General features: G+C 54.9%; 22 protein-coding genes and 2 pseudogenes. 11 read left to right on the forward strand and 13 right to left on the reverse strand.

The window, feature by feature from the left end:
• The first annotated feature begins 407 nt into the window (after nt 1-407).
• Nucleotides 408-617: a hypothetical protein gene (locus ACR0AL_RS17220; RefSeq protein WP_254428626.1), complete on the forward strand. Its 210-nt coding sequence runs from the start codon at nt 408-410 to the stop codon at nt 615-617.
• 36 nt (nt 618-653) lie between these two features.
• A complete protein-coding gene (locus tag ACR0AL_RS17225) occupies nt 654-824 on the forward strand; it encodes a site-specific integrase (protein WP_254440255.1) in 171 nt (56 codons plus the stop codon).
• 66 nt (nt 825-890) lie between these two features.
• Here the strand turns inward: ACR0AL_RS17225 and ACR0AL_RS17230 are convergent, their stop codons facing one another.
• Nucleotides 891-1,997, reverse strand: coding sequence for a ParB/RepB/Spo0J family partition protein (locus tag ACR0AL_RS17230; RefSeq protein ID WP_170351205.1), 1,107 nt, complete (start codon nt 1,995-1,997; stop codon nt 891-893).
• Entirely contained in the window at nt 1,994-3,301 is a 1,308-nt protein-coding gene (locus ACR0AL_RS17235) for an AAA family ATPase (RefSeq protein ID WP_170362595.1), read from the reverse strand. The genes ACR0AL_RS17230 and ACR0AL_RS17235 overlap by 4 nt, the downstream gene beginning before the upstream one ends.
• 466 nt (nt 3,302-3,767) lie before the next feature.
• Here ACR0AL_RS17235 and ACR0AL_RS17240 point away from each other — a divergent pair, with 466 nt between their 5' ends.
• The 4 genes and pseudogenes from ACR0AL_RS17240 (at nt 3,768) to ACR0AL_RS17255 (ending at nt 5,964) form a co-directional block, all read left to right on the forward strand.
• A complete protein-coding gene (locus ACR0AL_RS17240; RefSeq protein WP_480664019.1) occupies nt 3,768-4,451 on the forward strand; it encodes a DnaA N-terminal domain-containing protein in 684 nt (227 codons plus the stop codon).
• A gap of 286 nt (nt 4,452-4,737) precedes the next feature.
• Nucleotides 4,738-5,052, forward strand: a complete 315-nt coding sequence (locus ACR0AL_RS17245) for a DUF4178 domain-containing protein (RefSeq protein ID WP_480664021.1) — start codon at nt 4,738-4,740, stop codon at nt 5,050-5,052.
• Nucleotides 5,049-5,237: a hypothetical protein gene (locus ACR0AL_RS17250; RefSeq protein ID WP_174818681.1), complete on the forward strand. Its 189-nt coding sequence runs from the start codon at nt 5,049-5,051 to the stop codon at nt 5,235-5,237. Before ACR0AL_RS17245 ends, ACR0AL_RS17250 begins: the two co-directional genes overlap by 4 nt.
• Nucleotides 5,238-5,281: 44 nt before the next feature.
• A pseudogene (locus tag ACR0AL_RS17255) lies at nt 5,282-5,964 on the forward strand (IS6 family transposase).
• Between the two features lie 222 nt (nt 5,965-6,186).
• Here ACR0AL_RS17255 and ACR0AL_RS17260 read toward each other — a convergent pair.
• Entirely contained in the window at nt 6,187-7,170 is a 984-nt protein-coding gene (locus ACR0AL_RS17260; protein ID WP_480664023.1) for a LysR family transcriptional regulator, read from the reverse strand.
• Here ACR0AL_RS17260 and acdA point away from each other — a divergent pair.
• On the forward strand, nt 7,170-8,375 hold the full coding sequence (acdA, locus tag ACR0AL_RS17265; RefSeq protein WP_480664025.1) for a 3-sulfinopropanoyl-CoA desulfinase: 1,206 nt from the start codon (nt 7,170-7,172) through the stop codon (nt 8,373-8,375). The genes ACR0AL_RS17260 and acdA overlap by 1 nt on opposite strands.
• A 61-nt stretch (nt 8,376-8,436) precedes the next feature.
• Here the strand turns inward: acdA and ACR0AL_RS17270 are convergent, their stop codons facing one another.
• The 6 genes from ACR0AL_RS17270 to ugpB form a co-directional block, all read right to left on the reverse strand.
• Complete coding sequence (locus tag ACR0AL_RS17270; protein ID WP_170351212.1) at nt 8,437-8,730, reverse strand: NUDIX hydrolase; 294 nt, start codon at nt 8,728-8,730, stop codon at nt 8,437-8,439.
• Between the two features lie 207 nt (nt 8,731-8,937).
• Nucleotides 8,938-9,885: a glycerophosphodiester phosphodiesterase family protein gene (locus tag ACR0AL_RS17275; protein WP_170351213.1), complete on the reverse strand. Its 948-nt coding sequence runs from the start codon at nt 9,883-9,885 to the stop codon at nt 8,938-8,940.
• The gene (gene ugpC, locus ACR0AL_RS17280; RefSeq protein WP_480664027.1) at nt 9,885-10,940 is read right to left on the reverse strand and encodes a sn-glycerol-3-phosphate ABC transporter ATP-binding protein UgpC; all 1,056 of its coding nucleotides are present in this window, start codon (nt 10,938-10,940) and stop codon (nt 9,885-9,887) included. Before ugpC ends, ACR0AL_RS17275 begins: the two co-directional genes overlap by 1 nt.
• 3 nt (nt 10,941-10,943) lie before the next feature.
• Entirely contained in the window at nt 10,944-11,780 is an 837-nt protein-coding gene (ugpE, locus tag ACR0AL_RS17285; protein WP_480664063.1) for a sn-glycerol-3-phosphate ABC transporter permease UgpE, read from the reverse strand.
• 20 nt (nt 11,781-11,800) lie between these two features.
• Nucleotides 11,801-12,682 (reverse strand): sn-glycerol-3-phosphate ABC transporter permease UgpA, encoded by an 882-nt coding sequence (ugpA, locus tag ACR0AL_RS17290; protein ID WP_170351215.1) that lies wholly within the window; start codon nt 12,680-12,682, stop codon nt 11,801-11,803.
• A gap of 61 nt (nt 12,683-12,743) precedes the next feature.
• The gene (ugpB, locus tag ACR0AL_RS17295; protein WP_170351216.1) at nt 12,744-14,054 is read right to left on the reverse strand and encodes a sn-glycerol-3-phosphate ABC transporter substrate-binding protein UgpB; all 1,311 of its coding nucleotides are present in this window, start codon (nt 14,052-14,054) and stop codon (nt 12,744-12,746) included.
• Between the two features lie 180 nt (nt 14,055-14,234).
• Here ugpB and ACR0AL_RS17300 point away from each other — a divergent pair, with 180 nt between their 5' ends.
• A complete protein-coding gene (locus ACR0AL_RS17300; protein WP_480664029.1) occupies nt 14,235-15,149 on the forward strand; it encodes a LysR substrate-binding domain-containing protein in 915 nt (304 codons plus the stop codon).
• A gap of 410 nt (nt 15,150-15,559) precedes the next feature.
• On the opposite strand, the gene ACR0AL_RS17305 is transcribed toward ACR0AL_RS17300, so the two are convergent.
• Nucleotides 15,560-16,561 carry a hypothetical protein gene (locus ACR0AL_RS17305; protein ID WP_480664031.1) on the reverse strand — a complete coding sequence of 334 codons (1,002 nt, stop codon included), beginning with the start codon at nt 16,559-16,561 and terminating at the stop codon, nt 15,560-15,562.
• Nucleotides 16,562-17,097: 536 nt separating this feature from the next.
• Here ACR0AL_RS17305 and ACR0AL_RS17310 point away from each other — a divergent pair.
• The 3 genes and pseudogenes from ACR0AL_RS17310 to ACR0AL_RS17320 form a co-directional block, all read left to right on the forward strand.
• Nucleotides 17,098-17,220, forward strand: a pseudogene (locus ACR0AL_RS17310) (IS6 family transposase); the annotation flags it as partial.
• Between the two features lie 72 nt (nt 17,221-17,292).
• Nucleotides 17,293-17,490 (forward strand): hypothetical protein, encoded by a 198-nt coding sequence (locus ACR0AL_RS17315; RefSeq protein WP_170351219.1) that lies wholly within the window; start codon nt 17,293-17,295, stop codon nt 17,488-17,490.
• 159 nt (nt 17,491-17,649) lie between these two features.
• Nucleotides 17,650-20,436 carry a bifunctional aconitate hydratase 2/2-methylisocitrate dehydratase gene (locus tag ACR0AL_RS17320; protein ID WP_170351220.1) on the forward strand — a complete coding sequence of 929 codons (2,787 nt, stop codon included), beginning with the start codon at nt 17,650-17,652 and terminating at the stop codon, nt 20,434-20,436.
• 151 nt (nt 20,437-20,587) lie between these two features.
• On the opposite strand, the gene ubiV is transcribed toward ACR0AL_RS17320, so the two are convergent.
• From ubiV to ubiT, 3 genes are read right to left on the reverse strand one after another with little or no spacing between them, the layout of a single operon-like run.
• Nucleotides 20,588-21,484, reverse strand: a complete 897-nt coding sequence (gene ubiV / locus ACR0AL_RS17325; protein ID WP_170351221.1) for a ubiquinone anaerobic biosynthesis protein UbiV — start codon at nt 21,482-21,484, stop codon at nt 20,588-20,590.
• Nucleotides 21,485-21,488: 4 nt separating this feature from the next.
• Nucleotides 21,489-22,466, reverse strand: coding sequence for a ubiquinone anaerobic biosynthesis protein UbiU (gene ubiU, locus ACR0AL_RS17330; protein ID WP_480664065.1), 978 nt, complete (start codon nt 22,464-22,466; stop codon nt 21,489-21,491).
• Nucleotides 22,466-23,008 (reverse strand): ubiquinone anaerobic biosynthesis accessory factor UbiT, encoded by a 543-nt coding sequence (ubiT, locus tag ACR0AL_RS17335; protein WP_170362670.1) that lies wholly within the window; start codon nt 23,006-23,008, stop codon nt 22,466-22,468. Before ubiT ends, ubiU begins: the two co-directional genes overlap by 1 nt.
• Between the last annotated feature and the right edge of the window lie 53 nt (nt 23,009-23,061).

Here is a 23,061-nt window from a genome sequence, read left to right on the forward strand (position 1 = left end):
CCGAAACCGGACGTTGCCACGCCTCTTTATTATTGGCGTCCGCGTCGTGGTTAGATGGGCAGAACATAAATGCGTCGTCCCGGATTCCTGGCCCGCAAGAATGTTGGAGCCCAAGTCATCCCTGTTGGTTAGGGAAGCACTGGCTAACAAAATGGCACGGATCGTCTGGGCGTTGATCGCGAAAAATTTGCAACAGAGCCCCCACCAAAGCCTTGGGTTTCCTTTCATAGTAGGTTCAGCAGTATCACTATTCTTATAGCCTGGATTACCTCACGGTCGCTTTATACGCAAAATTTAATGTTTTTGCTCATTACTTTTACTTAACCATAATCCGACCGCCAAACTCGATGAGTACCCCTTTTCGGGATTGATATTTTTTTGTCCGGAAATGAGATCTGAATACACCCATGACAGACCCCGCGTCCTATCTCCCTGCCTCCTCCCCTGCTCTGTCACCTGCAGATCAGGAGACGCTGAACGCTCTCTATGTTCGCGAAACTCTATCCAACACGTTGCGGGTTTATGAGCGGGACTTACTCTACATCACCGCCTGGAATGCGGCCCGCTTCGGCACCGTGCTGGACTGGTCAGAAAGCAACGCCACGGCGCTAGCCTAAATACTCGATCATACCCAGATGAATCAGGGGTGCGCCTTGCCCCACCGGCTGCGCTCGGGCTTTCTGAACCAGGTCGCGCTGGACGGCGCGCCGATCCAAGCCGCCATGCGGCAGTCCTTACGCCGGTCCGTGGCTCAGGTTCTGGCTCAGACTTACTATGATGATGTGGACACTGCAGAAAACCCGGCAACAGATCTGTTGGGATGACACGGCAAAAAAGAAACGCCGGGTTTCGACCCGGCGCTTCCTTGCCCAAGAATTCAGGTGTGAACCTTACCCGTGGGTAAGATCGTCTTCTTCCTGCAAATCGTCGATCAAGGTGGCAATCGCTTGTTCCAGCTTGGCCCGATCAACCCGTGTAAAGTCCAGATCATAGCGCAGCTCGATCCGCCCGCTCGAGGCCGAGCATTTCGCGACCCCTGCCCGCCCCGACACCTGAAATGTGGTTTTTGCCCGGCGCGTTTTACCAGCACCTGACGGTTCAGGCTTTTTCGTCGCGGTGCTATCTGCTTCTATAAACGTCCGCAAAATGGCAATTTCGCGCGGGCCGTCGCGATCCGGTTCGCTCATGATTGCGGTACTGACCTGTCGAACCAACCCGGGATTGGCGTCAAATTTTCGCTTTAATTCGACTCCCAAATTACGCGGAATTTCATTGGGGTGCATCAGCACCTTGTCCAACATCATCAGCAAACTGGCGAACGCGCGAATATAGCTGCGCTTGGTATAGCTGGCGGATTTGAACAGGACCGCAACGGCCTTGTCTACGTCAGCACAATCGTTTGACGGGTCTTCGGCGTACGCTCTGGCCAATGCACCCATCTCAGCAAACGAGATATCTTTGCGGATCAGGTTTTCATCTACCATGCGACGGTAACTGTCGTTAAGGTCTGCCGCTTCAGAGATACCTGCTGGAATACGCGCATAAAGCTCATCCCCCGTTTCCTCATGCAACGCACGATAGGCCGACAGGCGGCGCATGCCCTGTATCAGGTCGAACCGGCCATCCGCACGGCGTTCCAACCGGATGGGATTCGACAATCCGATATCCCGGATCGAGGCCTTCAATTCCTCCAACTCCGGATCGGGGCCGGGCTTGCGGTCACGGGTCAGTTTTTCGGTGACCACATCTGACAAGACTACATGTTCGGTCACCAAGCCATCCGACCGCAACCGGACCAGCTCATGCGCCAGACGATCATTTTCGGCACGAATTGTTTCTTCGGTCGATTGCTGGTCGCGCAACGCGTCCGCGTTTTCAGATATTGCGGTGGCCATCGGTCCGCGCCGCTTTTCCAGCACCTTGTCCGGAGCCTTGCCGACCGGAATGTCATCCATGGCCGGCATGTCGATGTCAAACATTCTGCGTTTACGGCTCATGCGTCATCCTCCAGCTTTTCCCAGGCCGATAGCATCACGTCCCGGAATTCTTCATATACATTGTCAAAGGTCGAGCGCGCGCGACGCCAGGTTTCGCGCGTCATCTCCCGGTAATCCATCTCATAGACAGAACTTAAGAAGCGGCCGGATTGCTCGACTGCGCGGGTCATCTCAACCGGGTGTTCGGCCACGTGGTCACCAAACACTTTCCTAAACGCATCGAACATCGCCAGGTGCAGGGCATTGCCCGGCTCGTAACGTGTCAGCAGAAAGCGCAGCTCACAAAAGGTTTTGGGCAAGCCGATCTTACCCGTGGGTAAGGTCTTGTCGAAACCATAAGCGAGGTCTTCCAACGCCTCGGCCAGCTGACCGATGAACGACGTGGTCGAGTCATATTCCCAGTAGCCGGGACCAGAGGGGACATAGAGCATGTCAGCTGCGAAAACGGCGTTCATGGATTGGTACCCAATCGCCGGGGGGCAATCGAATAGGATCAGGTCGTATGCATCATCCGGGATCTGATCCAGATAGCGCGATACGGCGGCAAAGAAAGACCACTCGGGGTTCAGGTGCCGATACTGCGCGGAAGCAAATTCAACGAAGGCGGCGTTGGCACAGGACGGGATGACGTCAATAGTCGACCAAGAGCTTTGCTTGATGAAATCCGCAATGCGCAAATCGCCCAGCCCCATATCGGTAATCGAGGGTGGCAATTCACGGCGGGGCAGGGTGGTGCCGGATTCGGCGGCAGCAGGGCGGTTGTTCATCCGCTCAGTCTCGCGGATCAAATCTCGGGCCATGATGCCCCAGACGGTGAAATCTTCGGTCACGTCGGTCAAACCCATCGAGTGGCTCAGCGTTGCCTGCGGGTCGAAATCCACCACCAGCACCCGGTACCCATCCAGCGCCGCGGCATGGGCCAGATGCAAAGCAACGGTCGACTTGCCCGCTCCGCCTTTGAAATTGGCCACCGCCGCCCGGATGGCGCGCTTGCCCACGGGGCGGGGTGGCATCAGGGATTTGCGGTTCACCTTAAGGCGGCGGCGCAGCTCGTTCACCTCTTCCAGGCTGAACCAACGCTGGCGGCCATCCGGCTCAACCTCACCACTGGGCAGGGACAGGTCCGCCGCTAGCTTGCCGCGAAAGGTCGACTGGTTGACGCGAAAGATCAGTTCGGACACCTCCCAGCTTGAAAAGCGGCGGAGGGTCTTTTCCATCTCAGGGCTGAAGGTCTGTTGGCGGATCCAGCCCTGCAATTTGAGGGACTGATTGCGCAATGCGTTCAGGTCTTCGTGCGTGTACATGCCTCAAGTCTCATTCTTTTGGACGCTATTTTATACGTTTTTACTATTTACGCTTGATTTGCGCTTTACGCAAAAGAAAATATGATAAGAGTGTAATCTTACCCACGGGTAAGAAAACAAGGCGCTACACCGCATGATCCGATTCGGCTGGCATCCGATTCGACCCCTATGGTTTCCAGGGCAGCGATCCAAGATTTAGGGGGGCGCTAAGCACTGAAATGCCCCATATAGGGGGTCAAAAGTAGATATTAAGGGGACACCCAAGATGTCCCCCATCACCAATACTTCACCTATTTTCATTTTTAATTTGAATTGGATTGGGGGCCGCAGCGATCCAAGATCAGACTCCGCTTGACAGAATCGTCGGTTTGGACGCTAATCAGGTCATCAAGATGAAAAGCGTTGGCAAACAGCGTATCATTGGCGGTATAACCCGTCTGAGGCAGACAGAGCGGTGAGAATAGGAATGCAGGTTGCAAAACCGGTAGGGCGAAATGCGCCTGCCATAAAATACGACATTCTATCAGCGTTGACAGTTTACGCCCTGTCTGGCGACAAACATCGCCAGCGCAGCATTTTACGCATCATTGCCTTGATCACCACCCGGTACAACTGGCGCAACAATGAGTTGTCGATTGGGCGGGAAGAGATCGCGCGTCTGTGGTCAGTAAACGAACGCACGGTGAAACGTGAAATGGCAAAGCTGCGGTCGATGGGCTGGATTGCGGTCAAGCGAGCCGCTGCGCGCGGGCGAGTTGCGGTGTATGAGCTGGACCTGAAACAGGTGATGCTTGATACTTCGGACATCTGGCCCACCATCGGGTCCGATTTTCAGGCCCGAATGTCGGATGATCCCGAACCGGACACAAATATCGTCCCTTTCAAAGTCAAACCTGCACCATTTGAACCGTCGGACGAGGAGGTCTGGACGCAGGTGCAAGCCATATTGCACGGGCGCGATCCTGAACTATGGGCGAGTTGGTTCCAACATCTGACAGAGGCTGATAGGGCAGGGGGGGTCGTCACCCTGATGGCACCGTCGCGGTTCATGGCGGATTACATCGCCCAAAAATGGTCCGCGCGGTTGTTGGCCGCCTACGGCCGGGTTGACCCCTCGGTGCGCCGTCTGCGCTTTGAAACCGCTGAATAGACAGGATTACTGACGCTTGAATTTTCGACTGCTTTGAAAGACCTGAGGGTATGAAAGATTTCAATTGTCCCAATTGCGGGTCTTTGTGCCCGATCTTATTGGACGCGGCCAAGGTCGTGACCTGCTCATCCTGTGGCTCGACACTGTTATTCAAAGGGGACCATATTGCGCTTGCGGGCTATCAGGGTGTCATGCATGACGCTGCTGCTGTTCGGGATCGGGGACACGGTCTAGCTGGGACGAGTTCTGCGGGACGTCTCAGAAAGGCGCGATCTCCTGGGTTTCGGTGGATGAGGGTGACGTGGTCGAACAGATCCGCATTTCCGACGGACGGATGCCAAAGTTCCGACCGCCTTTCAAACCGGGCGAGACGCTGGAGTATGAAAACAACTCCTACACGGTTACCGAAGTGGAACAAGCCGAGTGTATTGCCCTGCGAGGGCGGTTCGACGAGGAACTGCAAGTGGGTGAGACTTATGACCTCGTCAATGCCACGGGCGAAGACAACAGATTGCTGTCGGGCGAATTTTGGGGGGCAGGGTCGATGTGGTTTCAGGGGCGCTGGTTCGATCCGTTTGGCATAAAGATACAGCAGACATGACAAGGTTGCCCGAGCTTACCTCGATCAATTGCACCTCATGCGGTGCCGGGCTGGACGTTTTTGGCGGTGGTCGGGTAATGGTCCAAATCTGCGAATTTTGCGGATCAGAGCTGGACGCGCAGGACAGTTATAAGGTGTTGCGCAAGTTGGTTTTGTCGCAAACTTTGTTCCACCTGTCAGACTGAGTGTCGTTTTGGTAGCGCATGCTCAGATAAGACAGGAGCAGACCATGACCATCTCATTCAAAGGTGCGCACTTTCCGAAAGACGTGATCTAGTACGCTGTTTTCTTCTATCTCCGATGCGACGTGCCAAATCGGGATCTGGAGGAAATCATGGCGGAAAGAGGCGTTGAACTGGATCACGGGACGCTGAACCGTTGGGTGAGCCGATATGCCGGTTTTGTAGCTGATGCTTCGCGGCACAAGAAGCGTCCTACCGACCGTTCGTGGCGCATGGATGAGACCTATGTTAAAGTGAAGGGTGAGTGGGTTTACCTCTATGGCGCCATCGACAAACACGGCAAAACCCTGGACTTCATGCTATCCGAACGCCGGAATAAAGCTGCTGCAACGAAGTTCTTCGCTTGTGCGCTTGAGATGAAGGGTTTGCACGGAAGATTGTCATCGACAAAAGCGGCGCCAACACTGCTGGCATCAAAGCTATAAACAAGATTCTGAAAGGCTTTGGTTATCCGATACCGATCGAGATGGTGAGGCAGAAGTATCTCAACAACATCATTGAACAAGAACATCGATTCATCAAACGTCGGATCAGGCCCATGTTGGGTTTCAAGTCTTTCGATTCAGCTGCATCTGCCCTGGCTGGCATCGAGCTGGTCAACATGATCCGCAAAGGTCAATTCACACCCGGACTCTCCCCGTTTCAGCAGTATGTTCAACTGCTAGGATAATCAAACCGCCTGCGTTGCCTTCTCGTCCTTCAAAGGAATTTGCGACAGAACCGTTTCGGGGAATGGGGGTTTGTGCTGGCCTCACCCGCGCCACTGTCGGGGCGAAGTTTGGGTGTGCCGGATGGGCTGAGTTATCTGACACCCGAAGTCTGGCAGGCCGTACAGGTGTTTAGTGCCGCTATGGACCGCGTTGCGGGCGATCCACCAAACGATTTAAGCAACTTAGATTTCTGTGTTTTCCAGACCGGTTATGCTGGCCTCAAGCAATGTCTTCAGCTTTGAGCGCCATACTTCAGTCAGGGCGTCTTCGCGTGTCACCAGTGAGATGTTGCGAAACAACGGCTGCGGCTTACACGGCAGGACAAGAACCTGTTCAGCGCCATACCGCAATACGTCTGTTTTTGGTAAAAGCGCGTATCCGATGCCGTTTTTAACGCAGTTTACGATGGCTTCGATACTATCAAGGATAATCACTTCCTTCGACTTCAATTGCATCTGATCACGGTATTGGGCGATCAGCTTGCCAATGCCCGACGACGGAATGAAATGCAAAAAAGGGTGTGATCCGGAAAGTCCGCTTAGTCCTTTTACCTTGCTGTCCAGCGGTGCCGCGATCACCATTTCCTCACGGATCACGGTTTCGCAGCAAAGATCATATGTCGCGTCTGCGATTTCAGTTACGATTGCGGCATCCAGTTGACCGTTCCGGACCTGTTCGCACAAAGTCTCTGACAATCCGGTGCTGGTTCTCAACATTGTTTTTGGAGCCAACTGTTCTGCCGTTCCAAGAAACAGAGGCAGGATGCGAGCAGCAGCAGAAGGGACAAACCCGACCCGATACGTTCCGGTCAGTTGATCGGTAGGCACACATCTTGATTTCAGAACTGAGTAGGCATCAACTATTGTCTTGGCGTCCTGAGCAACCCTCACTCCGAGTGGCGTCAGTTTGGGCGGCCGATACCGGCGGTCGAACAACGCTGTGCCAAGCTCTTCTTCCAGCGATTTCATCTGCATGCTGACAGCAGACAGTGTCATGTTGCGCACTTCTGCGGTTCGAGAAAATGAGCTGTGCTGCGCAATCGCAACCAGTGTTTCAAAAGCTGAAATCTGCATAAATTCAATAAAACTTAATTTAAAGGCAAAGTAAATTCGATTGAAAATAACATGCGAGCTCTCACATAATTGTGAACAGAGAGGATCACCCAATGCTTGACCAAGGAACAAAGACGTATCAGGAAATCGCCCGCGAACTTGCTCCAGGATTTGCGGACCGGGCCGGTCACTGGGACGAAACTCGCACCTATTGTTGGGAAAACGTACGTGAACTGACTGACGCAGGGCTTATGGGCATGACAATCCCGCCCAGGTTCGGAGGGCTCGGCGCCTCATACCTTGACGTGGTTTTGGCCGTCGAAGAAATCGCCAAGGCCTGCGCGTTGAGTGCCAGGATTGTCGTCGAGGCCAATATGGGCGGCATCAGCGCGATCATGGCCTATGGAACAGATGAGCAACGGGATTTTGTGGCCCCGCTTGTCCTGTCCGGGGACAAGCCCGCGATCTGTATAACTGAACCCAACGCCGGCAGCGCGGCGACCGAGATGCAGACAACGGCCCGGCGTGTTGGCGGGAAATATCTGATCAACGGCAGCAAACACTGGATCACGGGCGGCGGCGTTTCGAAGCTTTACCTAATTTTTGCGCGTGTTCTGGATGAGGACGGAACCGATCTCGGGATCACCGGTTTTCTGGTTCACTACGATCCTGAAAACGGTATCGCCCCCAAAGGGTTCGATGTGGTCGGTCGCGAACGGACCATGGGGCTGTGCGGCATGCCCGAAACTGAGCTTCGTTTTACCGATCTGGAAGTTGATGAGCGTTTCGCGCTGGTCACCCCATCGGGAATAAAACGTGGCTTTGCCGATCTGATGACCGCTTATAACAGCCAGCGTGTCGGGGCGGGAACGGTAGCCATGGGAATTGCAGCCGGTGCGCTGGAGCACTCAAAAAGATATCTGCGTGAGCGTCATCAATTCGGCCGCCCGTTGCAGGAGTTTCAGGGTCTTCAATGGATGTTTGCAGACATGGACACGGCGGTCCATGCGTCCCGTCTGATGTTGCATGAAGCCGCTGGATCCCTTGGTTCGACTGGGTTTCCCGACATGGCAATGGCAGCCAGGGCAAAAGCCTTTGCGTCTGAACAGGCGATCAAAGTCGTCAACGACTCCTTGCAGATATTTGGTGCGCGCGGATACGGCGCGCAGGAGCCAATCGAGCGCATGTATCGCGACGTGCGCATGTTTACCATCGGTGGTGGAACTGCGCAGATTCTGAAAACACAGCTTGCAGGTAGTTTGTTGGGCATTAAAACGCCACAGACCAGAGACGGGTACGCGAAGCTGGCCAGGGGTTGATAGCCTCAAGCCGCTGCGATTGCGCGTATTGATCTGTTCATTCTTGGATTGTTTTTTAGGTCTAAGAGCAAGTCTTCCAACTCTGGCTGTTTGAGTTCTTTCGCAGTTCCTTTCGGTGAAAGCCAGTGCCTTTTTCTTTCGTGCCTTTCCTTCCACCGGGCTTCACCTTATCGATGTAGAGCGGGTAGACGGTGGCTTTCACTTGGACACTGGTACCGTCGTTAAAAGTCTTAGCGTTCTCAAACTCACCGATCGGCTTGCGAGAAACTGTATCTTCCACACCAGCCTCCGCCAGCGCTTCAATTTCTACCGTGCACCAGTCTTGCTCGCCGTCCATCGGCCAGCCCTTGGGCATGATCCAGCGTCCTGTGTAGCGCGACGTGATAAGAAGTACTTTGGGGCGACCGCCGAACAATTGCAGAGGCAATGCTGCAACTTGTTTAGTACGCTGAGCCGTTATGCTTCTCGCCCTACGCAGGAGGTTGAAGTGAAGATGTGACCAACCCTTTCCGATTGCGACTGGAAGAAACATAATAAACGTCACGAATTAGCAATGCAGAATTCACTGGTTGTCGATATGCCAACCCATGCCTAAATCCGACAGATGCCTTTGAACCCGCCCAGGGTAATCAGATACGATTGCATCCACGCGCAGGTCGATCATCCTGTCTATTTCTTCGTGTTCATTCACCGTCCAAACGGCAACACATAGGCCCAGATCTTTTGCGCGCGCCACATTTTCAGCCGTTACATCCGCGAAGTACGGGCACCAAAGCGAACCGCCAGCTTGCTTGACCAAATAGGGAATTTCATCACAACGACCACGAAAGTCAGGGCAAACCGCTTTCGAGGAATCCTCCCCAACATCATCCGCGTTATCTGGAAGCTGTGTAAGGTAAGAAGACGGCATATCAGGAGCTTTTCGCTGACATTCCTCCAGAAGGTTCCAGTCAAAACTGTGCAGTACTGCGCGCGACGAAAGACCTTTGCCGCGAACTTCCTGTAGAACTCGCCCGACAAAGTTCTCCCTATGAAGCGGATCATGGGCCACGTCAGGATCCGACTTCAGTTCGAGCATCAGATAGGCATCGCCGTATTTTGGTTCACTCACCAATTCTAGCAAGTCCATCAGCCTTGGGACTCGAACGCCTTCCAATTGGGCCTGGTCTGGAAAGCGTTGGCCATAGGCAGAATGCCCGTCTAACCGTCCAATATCGAATTGCTGAATCTTTTCGAAAGTCAGTGACGAAACCTTCGGTTCCTCCCCGGTCAGAAACAGGCCATCTGCGCCGCGAAAGCTCGGTGCGTGCAGACGATGATTATGGGTTATGACCGGCACGTCATCCGCCGTCAGGACAACATCAAACTCAAGAAGCGGGACACCGATAGACAGCGAGAAATCAAAACCAATCATGCTGTTTTCGGGCAAAACGCCTCTTGCCCCTCGATGTCCCACGACCCGGATCAGGTTTTCGCCACCACGGAAGGCTTCGACTTGAGGAAACGTCATTAGCCGCCCAGCCTTTCACCAGTTGATTGGTCAAACAGATGCATGTGCTCTGGGGCGACCGAGAACCGCAAGTTCGGATGCCGGCCCTCGATCGGATGGACTCCCGGAAGGCTTATCGTGATCGCTCCGCCGACTCTCGCTAGTTGACCGTGCAACAAAGTGTTGGCCCCTAACGGTTCCGCCATCTGAATCGCCGATTCCAGCGGACCATTATCATCCAACAGCAGATGCTCTGGGCGTATCCCCAGCTTCAACGCGGTATCGGGACCTGCAGAACGGCCGACCGCAATTTCACCGATCTTGATCGTCCCGTTTTCACGCTGGGCGTCAAACACATTCATCGCAGGGCTGCCAATGAACTGTGCCGCGAACAGAGTTCTCGGTGTTTCGTAGACCTCTAACGGCGTTCCAATCTGCTCGGCGATGCCACCATTCATCACGATCATCCTGTCGGCCATCGTCATGGCCTCGACCTGATCGTGGGTCACATAGAGCGCCGTGATCCCCAGCTTTTCCTGGAGTTCGCGAATTTCCAGACGCATCTGAACCCGCAGCTTGGCATCTAGGTTCGAAAGCGGCTCATCAAACAGGAAAACTGCTGGCTCGCGGACAATGGCCCGACCCATCGCCACCCTTTGACGCTGACCGCCTGATAGTTGTCTGGGTTTGCGATCCAGCAAGGGTTCCAGCTGCAATAGTCTGGCGGCCTCGGTCACTTTCTGGTCAATTTGGGCCTTCGGCAACCCGGCGATTTTCAGCCCGTAACCCATGTTCTGGCGCACAGACATATGTGGGTAGAGCGCATAGTTCTGGAACACCATAGCGATATCGCGATCCATCGGCTCTTTGTCGTTGGCCCGTTCCTCTCCAATCCGGATTTCGCCGGATGTCACGGTTTCCAGGCCCGCAACCATCCGCAACAGCGTGGACTTCCCGCAGCCCGAAGGGCCAACGATTACAATGAACTCACCATCCGCAATGTCGATATCGATGCCATGGATGACGTCCGTCGGGCCAAAGCTCTTTTTGACGTTCTCAAGGGTTACTGTTGCCATTTCTTACTTCTCGCTATCGACAAGGCCGCGGACAAAGAGCTTTTGCATCGACACCACCACGATGACTGGCGGGATCATCGCCAGAATGGATGTGGCCATGATGACTGGCCATTCGGCCACATCATCGCCAGAAGGGAACATCTGTTTGATACCCATCACAATGGTGTTCATTTCAGGATCGGTGGTTATCAAAAGCGGCCAGAGATATTGGTTCCACCCATAGATGAACAGGATCACGAACAACGCTGCGATATTGGTCCGGCTCATCGGCACCACGATATCGATGAAGAACCGCATCGGCTGGGCCCCGTCCACGCGGGCAGCTTCGGCCAGTTCATCCGGGATCGTCAGAAAGAACTGCCGGAAAAGAAATGTTGCCGTGGCCGAAGCGATAAGAGGGAAGATCAATCCGTAATAGCTGTTGAGCATACCGAACCCGGCAACAACTTCGAACGTTGGAACGATACGCACCTCGACCGGCAGCATAAGCGTCAGGAAGATCAGCCAAAAGAATGTTGTCCGCCCGGGAAAACGGAAATAGACAATCGCAAAGGCTGACAGCAGCGAGATGACTATTTTGCCAACGGCAATCCCGATGGCCATCACCAAACTGTTGAACAGCATCGTTGCAACCGGGACATTCACGCCGGAAAACAGCGCGGCCTTGTAGTTTTCCCAGAACTGATCACCCGGCACCAACGGCATGGGCGGTGTCACGATTTCCGGTTGGGTTACGGTCGACGCGACAAAGGCCAGCCAGATCGGGAAAAAGATGATCAACACCCCGAGGATCATCATGGCATGGGTCAGCCAGATCCCCATCCCGCGTTTTTCGACCATTCCGTGTTGTTGGGCTGCCATCAGTAGTGCACCCTTTTTTCCACGTATTTGAATTGGATGACCGTCAGCAAGCCGACGACGATCAGCAGGATGACCGATTGCGCCGAAGAAGAACCCAAATCCTGTCCCACGAACCCATCCGAGAAGACCTTGTAGACCAGAATGGTTGTTGCCTGTTGTGGTCCACCACCGGTAATCGTGTGGATCACGCCGAAGGTTTCAAAGAAGGCGTAGACAACATTAACCACCAGCAGGAAGAACGCGGTGGGTGACAAGAGCGGCAGCACTATGGTGAAGAACCGGCGCCAGAAACGCGCGCCGTCGATCGCAGCGGCCTCAATCACGGACCTTGGAACTGACTGCAATGCCGCGAAGAAAAACAGGAAGTTATAGCTGATGCGCCCCCAGGCCGAGGCGACAACAACCAGCCCCATGGCCTCGGTTCCGTTCAGGACATGGTTCCAGTCATAGCCGAGTTGGCCGAGGTACCACGAGACGACGCCGACGCGTGTGTTGAACATGAACAGCCACAGCACGCCTGCAACAGCGGGGGCAACGGCGTAGGGCCAGATCAGTAGCGTCCGGTAAACGCCCGATCCTTTGATCAGGCGGTCCGCGATGACCGCCAGAAACAACGCCGGGATCATCGAGCAGAGAGTGACAAGCGTTGAAAACACCGCTGTCGTCACGAAAGAGGCTCGGTAGAATTTATCGCTCAGCAGGAATTCAAAGTTACCGAGACCCACAAACTGGGACGACAGCCCAAAGGGGTCAGGTATGAATAGAGATTGCCAAACAGCCTGCCCCGCCGGATAGAAAAAAAATACAGCGGAAATGACGACCTGCGGGGCGATTAGCGCCAATGGCAACAGCCAGCCGCGAAAGGTGACGCGTTTTTCCATCCCTATAAACCACCGAATATAGAAAATGCGGGCCCGAAACAGGCCCGCATCGAGTTACGACTTATTGATTGGCGGATTCGAACCGGCGCAGCAGAGCGTCACCTCGCTCTTTCGCGCTGTCCATCGCTTCCTGAGCGGTTTTTTCGCCGGACCAGACGGCCTCGAGCTCTTCGTCGATGATGCCGCGAATTTGGTCGAACGACCCCAAACGCAGACCTTTCGAATTTGCGGTGGGCTCTTTCGCCGTCATCTGGATCACAGCGATATCGGTTCCCGGGTTTTCGTCGTAAAAGCCTGCGGCACGCGTGGCTTCACCAGCTTCGGCCGTGATCGGAAGATAACCGGTGTTCTGGTGCCACGCCGCCTGAACGTCCGAAGACGACAGGAAGCTGAGGAATTCGCCGACGCCTTTGTATTCCTCGGCGTCATGACCTTCCATCACCCAAAGGGACGCACCGCCGATAATGGTGTTCTGCGGCTCGCTTGTGACGCCTTCCCAATAGGGCAGCGGGCGAACATCGAATTCGAACTCGGCTTCGGAGCTGATGCCAGCGTAACCGGCCGAACTTTCGGTAAACAATGCGCATTCGCCAGCCCGGAAGTTTGCACCACCTTCATTTCTGCGTCCGGTATAGATGAACTTGCCATCCTTGGCCCAGTCACCCATTGCTGTCAGGTGTGCGACCTGCGCCGGACCGTTCAGCATCAGCTCGGTATCCAGACCGGCAAAACCGTTGTCCTGCGATGCGAACGGAACGTCGTGATAGGCCGACAGGTTCTCGAGGTGAATCCAGCTTTGCCATGCAGTCACCAGCGGGCAGTCCTCGCCGCCAGCCTTAAGCTGCTCAAGTACGTCGCCAACCTTTTCCCAGGTCGATAGATCTGTGTCCGGATCAACACCCGCCGCTTCGAAGGCATCGCGATTGACCCACAGAACCGGTGTGGACGAGTTGAAAGGCAGTGAGAGCATTTCTCCGTCCGTTGTAGTATAGTACCCTTTGACAGCGCCAATGTACGCGTCAGGATCAAACGACGCGCCGCTTTCAGCCATCACTTCATAGACGGGTTTGATCGCACCTTCGGCTGACATCATCGTTGCCGTGCCCACTTCGAAAACCATTAGAATGTGGGGCTGCTCACCGGCGCGGAAAGCCGCAATACCCGCGTTCAGAGTTTCCGAGTAATTGCCTTTGTGGCTTTCGACCACGACGAACTCATCCTGGCCGGCGTTGAACTCTTCAACCTGCGCTTTAACAAGCTCACCCAGTCGGCCGGTGAAGGCGTGCCAGAACTGAACTTCAGTTTGGGCCATCGCCGCCACGGGGGACAACGCAGTAGTTACGGCGAGAGCGCCGAGAAATTGCTTATTCATGATTCCTCCCATGCATCAGTGTTGATGCTTCGTTGAATACCGACCGCAACGCGTAATCAGCACACATGACGATTTCACGACGTTAACGTTACAAATTTATAATTCAAGCATTTAATTTTTGAGAAAAACATAACATTACATTATAAAACAACTAAGCAAACAACGAACCAGGATCAAAGTATGAGTCAAACTTTGAGGATCCGCCAATTGGAGGCGCTCATGGCAGTTTCCACAAACGGATCGGTCACTGCTGCAGCTACGGATCTTGGGATAAGCCAACCTGCGGTCAGCCGGCTGCTTTCCGATTTGGAAAAATCGCTTGGCTTTCAACTTTTTGATCGCCGTGAAGGTCGCTTGGTGCCTTCGCAGGAGGTGCGTTATCTGCAACCCAGCGTAGAGCGCGTTTTGGAGTTGATGAAGCAGATCTCGGACGTTAGTCAAGACATAACCCAACGCAAAGCGGGACACATCCGCATCGCATGTTTGCCCGGGTTCGCCACCAGTCACCTTCCCAACGTCATCGCCACGTTTTTACAAGATCGGCCAGGTGTAACCATGACGATCGAACCTGACAGACCGGAACGCATTCTCGAGTGGATGATCGGTGAGCAATATGATTTCGGAATCACAGATAACTTTAACGGGCATCCGGCGGTCGAAAGCAGAGACATCGATGTCCGTACAGTTTGCGTGTTTCCTACCGGACATGAATTGGAGCACCTCTCCGAGGTGACACCTACGGATCTTGCAACCGCCAAGATTATTCACACACGGCGCGACAGCAATTTTTTTGGACAGCTTTCAAAAGCCTTCCAAAGCGCCAACGTCAAACTGAATTCCCACATAGAAGTCAGGCAGTTCACGGCGGCTTGTGAATTGGCTGTAGAAGGTGTTGGGATTTCCGTGGTCAGCGAGTTGGACGCCGTCCAATATGCAGATAAGGGATTGAGCTACCGACCGTTCAAACCGCTCTTGTCACATACGCTTTCCCTTGTGCGTCCGATTTTAAAGCAACCGTCACTGGTGACGCTAGAGTTCATCGAGCAGTTCCAAGAGAGCCTAGCCCCGTTCAAGGCAGGTAAACTCCGTCACTGATTGTAAGGCGGTAAACGCTAACGTTCGCTGCCTACAGGCCGAACATTTTCTATCTTCATAGCTTGAAACCAATTCTTGAGCATTTGGAATAGCCCCAAGATCGACCTCGCCTTATTAGTCAAAGTGGCGAAAGACCGAGTAGTTTTGCCGTTGAGCTTCGATAATTTAGCTCCTAATCCTAGGACACTCTAGCGCCCGCTTCGTCCCGCATTTGGTGAGTTCATAACACTCTGTATATAGCCCGTGCAGCGAACGGCAGTAATGCGGGCTGCAAACGCAGCATTCGAACATAGCGCTCAAGGTCGGCAATGGGCCGACTATACCGGTCCGCTCATAGGCGATTGCGGAAGACACAGCAATGAAGCGGATATCAGATCGATCCCCCCAAGAAGAGGTCGGATAGTAAGATGCTAACCCAATTGAGGCGTGTTCTTTCTAGGCGCGCGAGAGAGCTTTAACCCTAGCAGTGCAATCAAGACGTATGGCCAGATGAAGAGAGCGATCTGTCCAATTGTGGAAGCTGATCGCTCTTTCTCCTTCTCAATTTCGTCGGTAATTTCTCCGCTTTTGGACCGAACATCGTCGATTTTTTGTTTGAGGACGGTTTGTGCCTCTTCAAGGGCAGTGATGTGCTCTGCCATAGAAAATTCGCCGCTAAAGACCGCAGACGCTGTTCCTATCGTCACGCTATACCCGCCGAGCTGTACCAAACGTTGGGATATTCCTCTCTCTTTCAGCACGGTTTGCTCGATATCGCCGAACCTTGTCGCCAGCGGATAGTTTTCGACAAAAATGGCCCGCTCTTGTTCGATTCTCGTTCTTGCTGCAGAGCACATTTGTTGAGCAAATACGCGCTCCATTTCTTTTTGATGGTCATCAATGATTGCATCAACACCAGAGGGCTCATCTAGGCCGAAGTCGGTAGCCCCAAAGTTAAAGCCGCTTCCAATTAAGCATGCGTCCAGTTCTGCTGCGTTCAACTCGATTTGAAGCGAACGAAACTCGGCAATTTCACGACTAATCTCGCGAACTGACTGCTCTTCGTTCTCTCGGATGAATCGGGCCGCGCCCGTTCCATTTTCGACATCGATCTCAAGCCGATCCACGGTCGACTGAGAGTCCTCTAGCTGAGATCTTAGTTCGGCCAGGTCTCGATACCCGAGAAACTCTGTGCGCTCCACTGACTGCGCGTAGAAATAGAGACAAGCTCCCAATATAGCCGATGTGTAGTAAGTTCGGTCGACGGCTTCTCCGTTCAGAGGGTTGGTTTTCGAGATCGCGAGAGAAGCCACAAAAACTGAAACGGCGACAATCACTAACGCAGTTGGGCTTCCCCCAAATAACGCGGTAAGTAGCGCGCCCATACCAAGAATTACTGCGACAAAAGCAATGCAATTTCGATAGTGAATCATGAAATTTCCTTGCTTAAAGCTCTTTTTCAAAACGAATTCGTGTGGTCTTTACCTGCGTGGTATTCGCGATGTTATTTTGACGGGAATGTGCGACTGTGTCATCATCTGAAACTGGCGATAGCCTCGCGAAAACGACTGCAAAGTCCGCTGTGAGCCCGCAGTCTAGAGTTTCGCGACCACCAATTTCGAGCATTTAGAGCGAAGGTCGGCAATGTGGGTTGCTGGCGCAGCATTGAGCAACACCACTAAACGGTAGCTAAGGACCGCCTTGTTGGTGCGGATGGTTTTCCACGAGTCAGATAGTGCGGTGCATCCGAGGTCTGGAAAGAGCACAATCTGCCGGATGCTGCGCCTCGAACGAATGTCCGCTCAAAAGCTATGAACGATACCAACGCTCATGACCTGCCTAATGAAAGTTAAGGTCGATTAACTCGCAGATTTGGCGTGCTCAGCTGCCGTATCGGCGAAGATTCCAGCGAAGTCCGTCGCTTCGCGTTCCGTCTGACCGCCACTTTTCAGGAAGGCCTTGATCATCGTTTGAGTCTTTCGATTCAGCTGCATCTGCCCTGGCTGGCATCGAGCTGGTCAACATGATCCGCAAAGGTCAATTCACACCCGGACTCTCCCTGTTTCAGCAGTTTGTTCAACTGGTAAGATAATCAACCCGCCTGCGTTGCCTTATCGTCCTTCAAAGGAATTTGCGACAGAACCGTTTCGGGGAACGGGGGTTTGTGCTGGCCTCACTCGCGCCACTGTCGGGGCGAGGTTTGGATGTGCCGGATGGGCTGAGTTATCAGACACCCGATGTCTGGCAGGCCGTACAGGTGTTTGGTGCCGATATGGACCGCGTTGCGGCCAAGCCCAACACGCTGCAGACCCATGTGCTGGCGGGGTACTACTTAGACGGGTGGGACTATTGGTTCCGCTGAACTGCGGCCCATACCGGACTTTGTGATCGCATTTTTCAGATGGTCACTTGAAGTCTTAGAAAAATTAGTATACCGCCGCATACAATTCGATACCGGCAGTGGTCAGCCCGCTGAAAACCCGGTAGGCACCCACACGAAACGCTAACAGCCGGAACAGCCATGAGCCTTTATACAGATTACCTCAGCGAGATCGAAACCCGCAAAGGACAAGGGCTGCATCCTAAGCCCATCGACGACGGCGCATTGGTGAAAGAGATCGTCGCCCACATCAAGGATGTGGCAAGCGAACACCGGGACGGGGCGCTGAACTTTTTCATCTATAACACGCTGCCTGGTACAACCAGCGCTGCCGGTGAAAAGGCCAAATTCCTGAAAGAGATTATTCTGGGCGAAGCTGAGGTCGAAGAGATCTCGGTTCCTTTCGCGTTTGAGCTGCTGTCGCACATGAAAGGTGGTCCTTCGGTTGAGGTTCTGCTGGACCTGGCACTGGGTTCGGATGCCTCGATTGCGGATCAGGCCGCCGAGGTGCTGAAATCGCAGGTCTTCTTGTACGACGCCGATACAGACCGTCTCAAGGCGGCCTATGAAGCTGGAAATATTATCGCGAAGGACGTTCTGGAGAGCTATGCCAAAGCAGAGTTCTTTACCAAGTTGCCAGAGATCGACGAAGAAATCGAAGTCGTAACCTATGTCGCGGCCGAGGGTGACATCTCGACCGACTTGTTGTCGCCGGGCAATCAGGCGCATTCGCGGGCTGACCGGGAGTTGCACGGCAAGTGCTTTATCTCGGATAAGGCGCAGCAGGAGGTCGAAGCACTGAAGCTGCAGCACCCCGACAAGCGTGTCATGCTGATCGCGGAAAAAGGCACCATGGGTGTGGGCTCGTCCCGGATGTCGGGCGTGAACAACGTGGCGCTGTGGACCGGTAAGCAGGCCAGCCCCTACGTGCCATTCGTCAATTTCGCGCCGATCGTTGCGGGTACCAACGGCATTTCACCGATTTTTCTGACCACCGTGGGCGTGACCGGCGGTATCGGTCTGGACCTGAAAAACTGGGTCAAGAAGGTGGATGAAGACGGCAACGCGATCCTGAACAATGACGGCAACCCGATCCTTGAAGAGAAGTACTCGGTCGCAACCGGCACGGTTCTGAAGATCAACACCAAAACGCAAAAGCTTCTGAGTGAAGATGGCGAAGAACTGGTTGACGTGCCTTCGTCCTTCACTCCGCAAAAAGTAGAGTTCATGAAGGCCGGCGGATCCTACGCCATCGTCTTCGGCAAGAAACTGCAGGCACTTGCGGCCGAGACGCTGGGTGTTGAGGCACCTTTGGTGTTTGCACCGTCGAAAGAAGTCAGCCACGAAGGTCAGGGCCTGACCGCGGTCGAGAAAATCTTTAACAAGAATGCCGTGGGCTCAACCCCAGGCAAGACCCTGCACGCCGGTTCGGACGTACGTGTGAAGGTCAACATCGTCGGTTCGCAGGACACCACCGGCCTGATGACCATGCAAGAACTTGAGGCGATGGCCGCCACCGTCGTGGCACCCAGCGTTGATGGAGCCTATCAGTCGGGTTGCCATACCGCGTCGGTCTGGGATGCCAAAGCTCAGGCAAATACGCCTCGTCTGATGAAGTTCATGAACGACTTCGGCCTTGTCACTGGTCGTGACCCGAAAGGGGTCTATCACTCTATGACGGACGTAATCCACAAGGTGCTGAACGATATCACCGTGGATGACTGGTCGGTGATCATTGGCGGCGACAGCCATACCCGGATGTCCAAAGGCGTGGCCTTTGGTGCCGACTCGGGCACTGTGGCACTGGCGCTGGCCACCGGCGAAGCCTCGATGCCGGTTCCGGAATCGGTCAAGGTGACCTTCAAGGGTAAGATGGCTGAGCATATGGATTTCCGCGACGTGGTGCATGCCACCCAGGCGCAGATGCTGGAACAGCATGGCGACAACGTGTTCCAGGGCCGCGTGATCGAAGTGCATATCGGTACGCTGTTGGCAGACCAGGCCTTCACCTTCACCGACTGGACGGCCGAGATGAAGGCCAAGGCTTCGGTCTGTATCTCGAATGACGAGACCCTGATCGGTTCGCTGGAACTGGCCAAGTCGCGCATCCAGATCATGATCGACAAGGGTATGGAGCATGAAAACGGGATGCTGCAAAAGCTGATCGACATCGCTGATGCACGCATTGCCGAGATCAAGTCGGGTGAAAAGCCTGCTCTGACACCCGATGACAACGCGAAATACTTTGCTGAGGTTGTTGTCGATCTGGATCAGATCGTCGAGCCGATGATCGCCGACCCGGACGTCAACAATGCCGACGTGTCAAAGCGTTACACGCACGATACGATCCGTCCGATCTCGTATTACAATGCCGAAAAACATGTTGATCTGGGCTTTGTCGGATCGTGCATGGTGCATAAGGGTGACATCAAGATTGTCGCCCAGATGTTGAAAAACCTGGAAAAGGAAACCGGTAAGGTCGAATTCAAGGCTCCGCTAGTGGTTGCGGCACCGACTTACAACATCATCGACGAGTTGAAGGAAGAAGGCGACTGGGAAGTGCTCGAGAAATACTCGGGCTTCGAATTCGACGACCTGTTCCCGAAACAGAAGGCGCGCACCGAGTACGAAAATATTCTCTATCTTGAGCGCCCCGGCTGTAACCTGTGCATGGGCAACCAAGAAAAAGCCGCTAAGGGTGATACCGTTCTTGCCACGTCGACCCGCCTGTTCCAGGGCCGCGTCGTGGCAGATGCACCGGACAAAAAAGGCGAGAGCTTGCTGGCATCGACCCCGGTTGTTGTCCTCTCAGCGATTTTAGGCCGGACGCCGAAGATCGAAGAGTACAAATCCGCCGTGGAAGGCATCGACCTGACAAAGTTCGCACCGCCCGTCGCGCCGGAAGGGACCAAGTCGGCCCATTTCTAAGTTCTGCACGGCCGGTTCACCTGTCGCAGGTTGGGCCGGCCCGCTTCTTTACCAGATATGACGTCCGGGATGCTCGGCTAGCTTAGGGCGGCCGTGCGCTCAGGAACAATGTCGTGCAATCCGGGCCAAGCAATAGAAGTGTTGCATAGAATCAGGAAGTGCCTGACCAGTCCGCCCCGCAAGCGCCGGTCAAGAATCCATCGCTTAGGCGCAGGGCGGGGTCTTCCGTCGTGATCGCTTTTGCAACACCGCCTTGGGGCAAGGTCTGATCCAGACGCTGGCGGTACAGTATACAAAGTTTCGCAAACCCCTTGGATTGTGGCGACAGACGCAAGGCTGACACTCCGACCCAGCGCAATTGGTCAATTTGATGGTCGGTGCAGGCATAGCTGTCGGATAAGGTCTGTACCCCGTTCATTGCCATGAAGGGCCTGCCGTCGCCGGTCAGAACCTCGAGCCCGTCGGGGTCGTCTTCGCAAGCGAATTGGCAGTTGTCCTTGGTGCGCCCATGTAGGCGAGCGTGATAGCAGCGGCCAGAGATGGCCAGCGGTAACCGGCCGTGGCCCCAGACCTCGATCGCGATATCCAGGTCATTGGCAACCCGCGTCAATGCCTCAACTGATTCCAGGGGCAATTCCGGCGGCAGACAGACTCGATTTGCGCCGCGGGCTGCCAGCCAGTTCAGGGTGCCTTCATTGTAGACATTAACCAGCGGTCCTACCGTGAAAGCGCAGCCCTTGGGCAGATGGGCCAGGGCGGTCAAATCATTGACCTCGACCGTCACACCCATTTCGGCCAGTTCGGCGGTCAGTTTGCGTTCGCGTTTCAGCGTGATCAGCGCAAGACTGGTGAGGGAAACCTGTTTCCCGGCCTCGATCAACGCGGAAATCACATCGGGGATGCGGTCCTGGTAGAAGGGCAGGCGTTTGGAACAGACCAGCTCGCCGATCACCACACGATCGACCGGAGACTGGGTTAGGTCCTGATAAAACCCAGTCCAGAAATCGGCGGGCCAGAAGAACTGGCTGGGCCCGACTGTCAGTTCCATCGCGTTATCTCCATGTTTTCTTGTAGGCGCCGGTTGTCATGGCCTGCCCCTCGGACAGGCGGGCCAGCATGCCCTCGGGCATCGGGCGCCCGGCCTCAAGCGCATCCACCGCCGCGCGGAAATTGCGCACCACTTGCGCGACATAGGATTTCGACCGCTGCCGCCCTTCGATCTTCAGCGCCGTAACGCCCGCTTTTTGCAATTGCGGGATCAACTGCTCGGCATTCAGGCTGACCGGATCTTCGAACAGATGTCCGGTTTGGGATCCTGCGGTGAAACACCCCTTGCACAGGGTGGGGTAGGGGGCCGGTTCCCCCTTATCGACCCGGTGGATTAGATAACCGCCCAAACGCGCATCCAGAACGCCCTGATCTTCCGAGTAAGCCACATGGCTGGCGGGTGAGCAGACCCCGTTCATGTTTGGTGACAATCCGGTGGCATAGGAAGAGAGCGAACAGCGTCCTTCGGCCATCACGCACAGGCCGCCGAAGACGAACACCTCAGTCTCAACCTCGGTTTCGGCATTGATGGCGGCAATCTCGGGCACGGACAGAACGCGTGGCAGGACCACACGTTTGACGCCAAACGTGTCTGCATAGAAATTGATTACATCGGCATTGGCAGCGGCGGCCTGCACAGACAGGTGCCGTCGCAATCCAGGGTGGGTGCGGGCGGTGTGGTCCAGCAGTCCAAGATCGGCCAGGATCACCGCGTCTGCGCCGCAAGTTTTGGCATCTGCTACGGCGCTGTGCCAGATCGCCTCATCCCCTGCGCGCGGGAAAGTATTGATGGCAACCAGCACTTTTGAGCCGTGTTGATGGGCGAAACTTACAGCATCGCGCATTTCGCTGCGATTGAAGTTGAGGCCCGGAAAGTTTCGGGCGTTGGTTTCATCGTTGAAACCGCAATAGACCGTATGTGCCCCCGCCTTAACGGCGGCCCGCAAGGCGGCAGGCGTTCCTGCCGGGCAGACGATTTCCATCACCATATTACTGCGTCCTCGGGTCGGGTCAGGCAGAGGCCGGTTTGACGCTCGGCCAGGGCAATCAGCTGCTGTACCGGACGCGCGAATGGCCCGGTAAGTCTGGCCGCTTCCTGCGCCAGGTCCAGTTCGGCATCGTCCACGGCATTGCGCAGGGCGAGGGCGGCGCCGGTATCGCCCTCAACCACCAGATCGCGCGAGAAAAACAGCGCATCGCCATCAAAGGCCCCGTGTACCAGACCAAGCAAGGCCGCAAGCGGACCCGAGATCCGGGCCACTCCTTTCCCCCGACCGCGAGTCAGGGTCACCTTTGGTCGACCATCGTTGGGATTGAGACACAGAACAATCGGCAGGTCGACCGGGTCGAGTACAAAATCGGTCTGCCTGTATTCGCCGAGGCGCTGAAACAGGCCGGGTGAGGTGCGGGCGATCTTGCGCGAAAAAACCGTCAGCGACAGGGACAGGGGTGCAAGCGGTACCAGTCGAAGCGCCGCCGCCAGAGGGGCGGGGCAGTGCGGTATTGTTATGTGAGGATCGGACAAACTGACCTCCGGCGGTTTAGCAGGTCCTGCTGTCGTAGGCGGGTGCAGGTGCC

It is taken from the genome of Ruegeria sp. BB1, assembly GCF_056539465.1.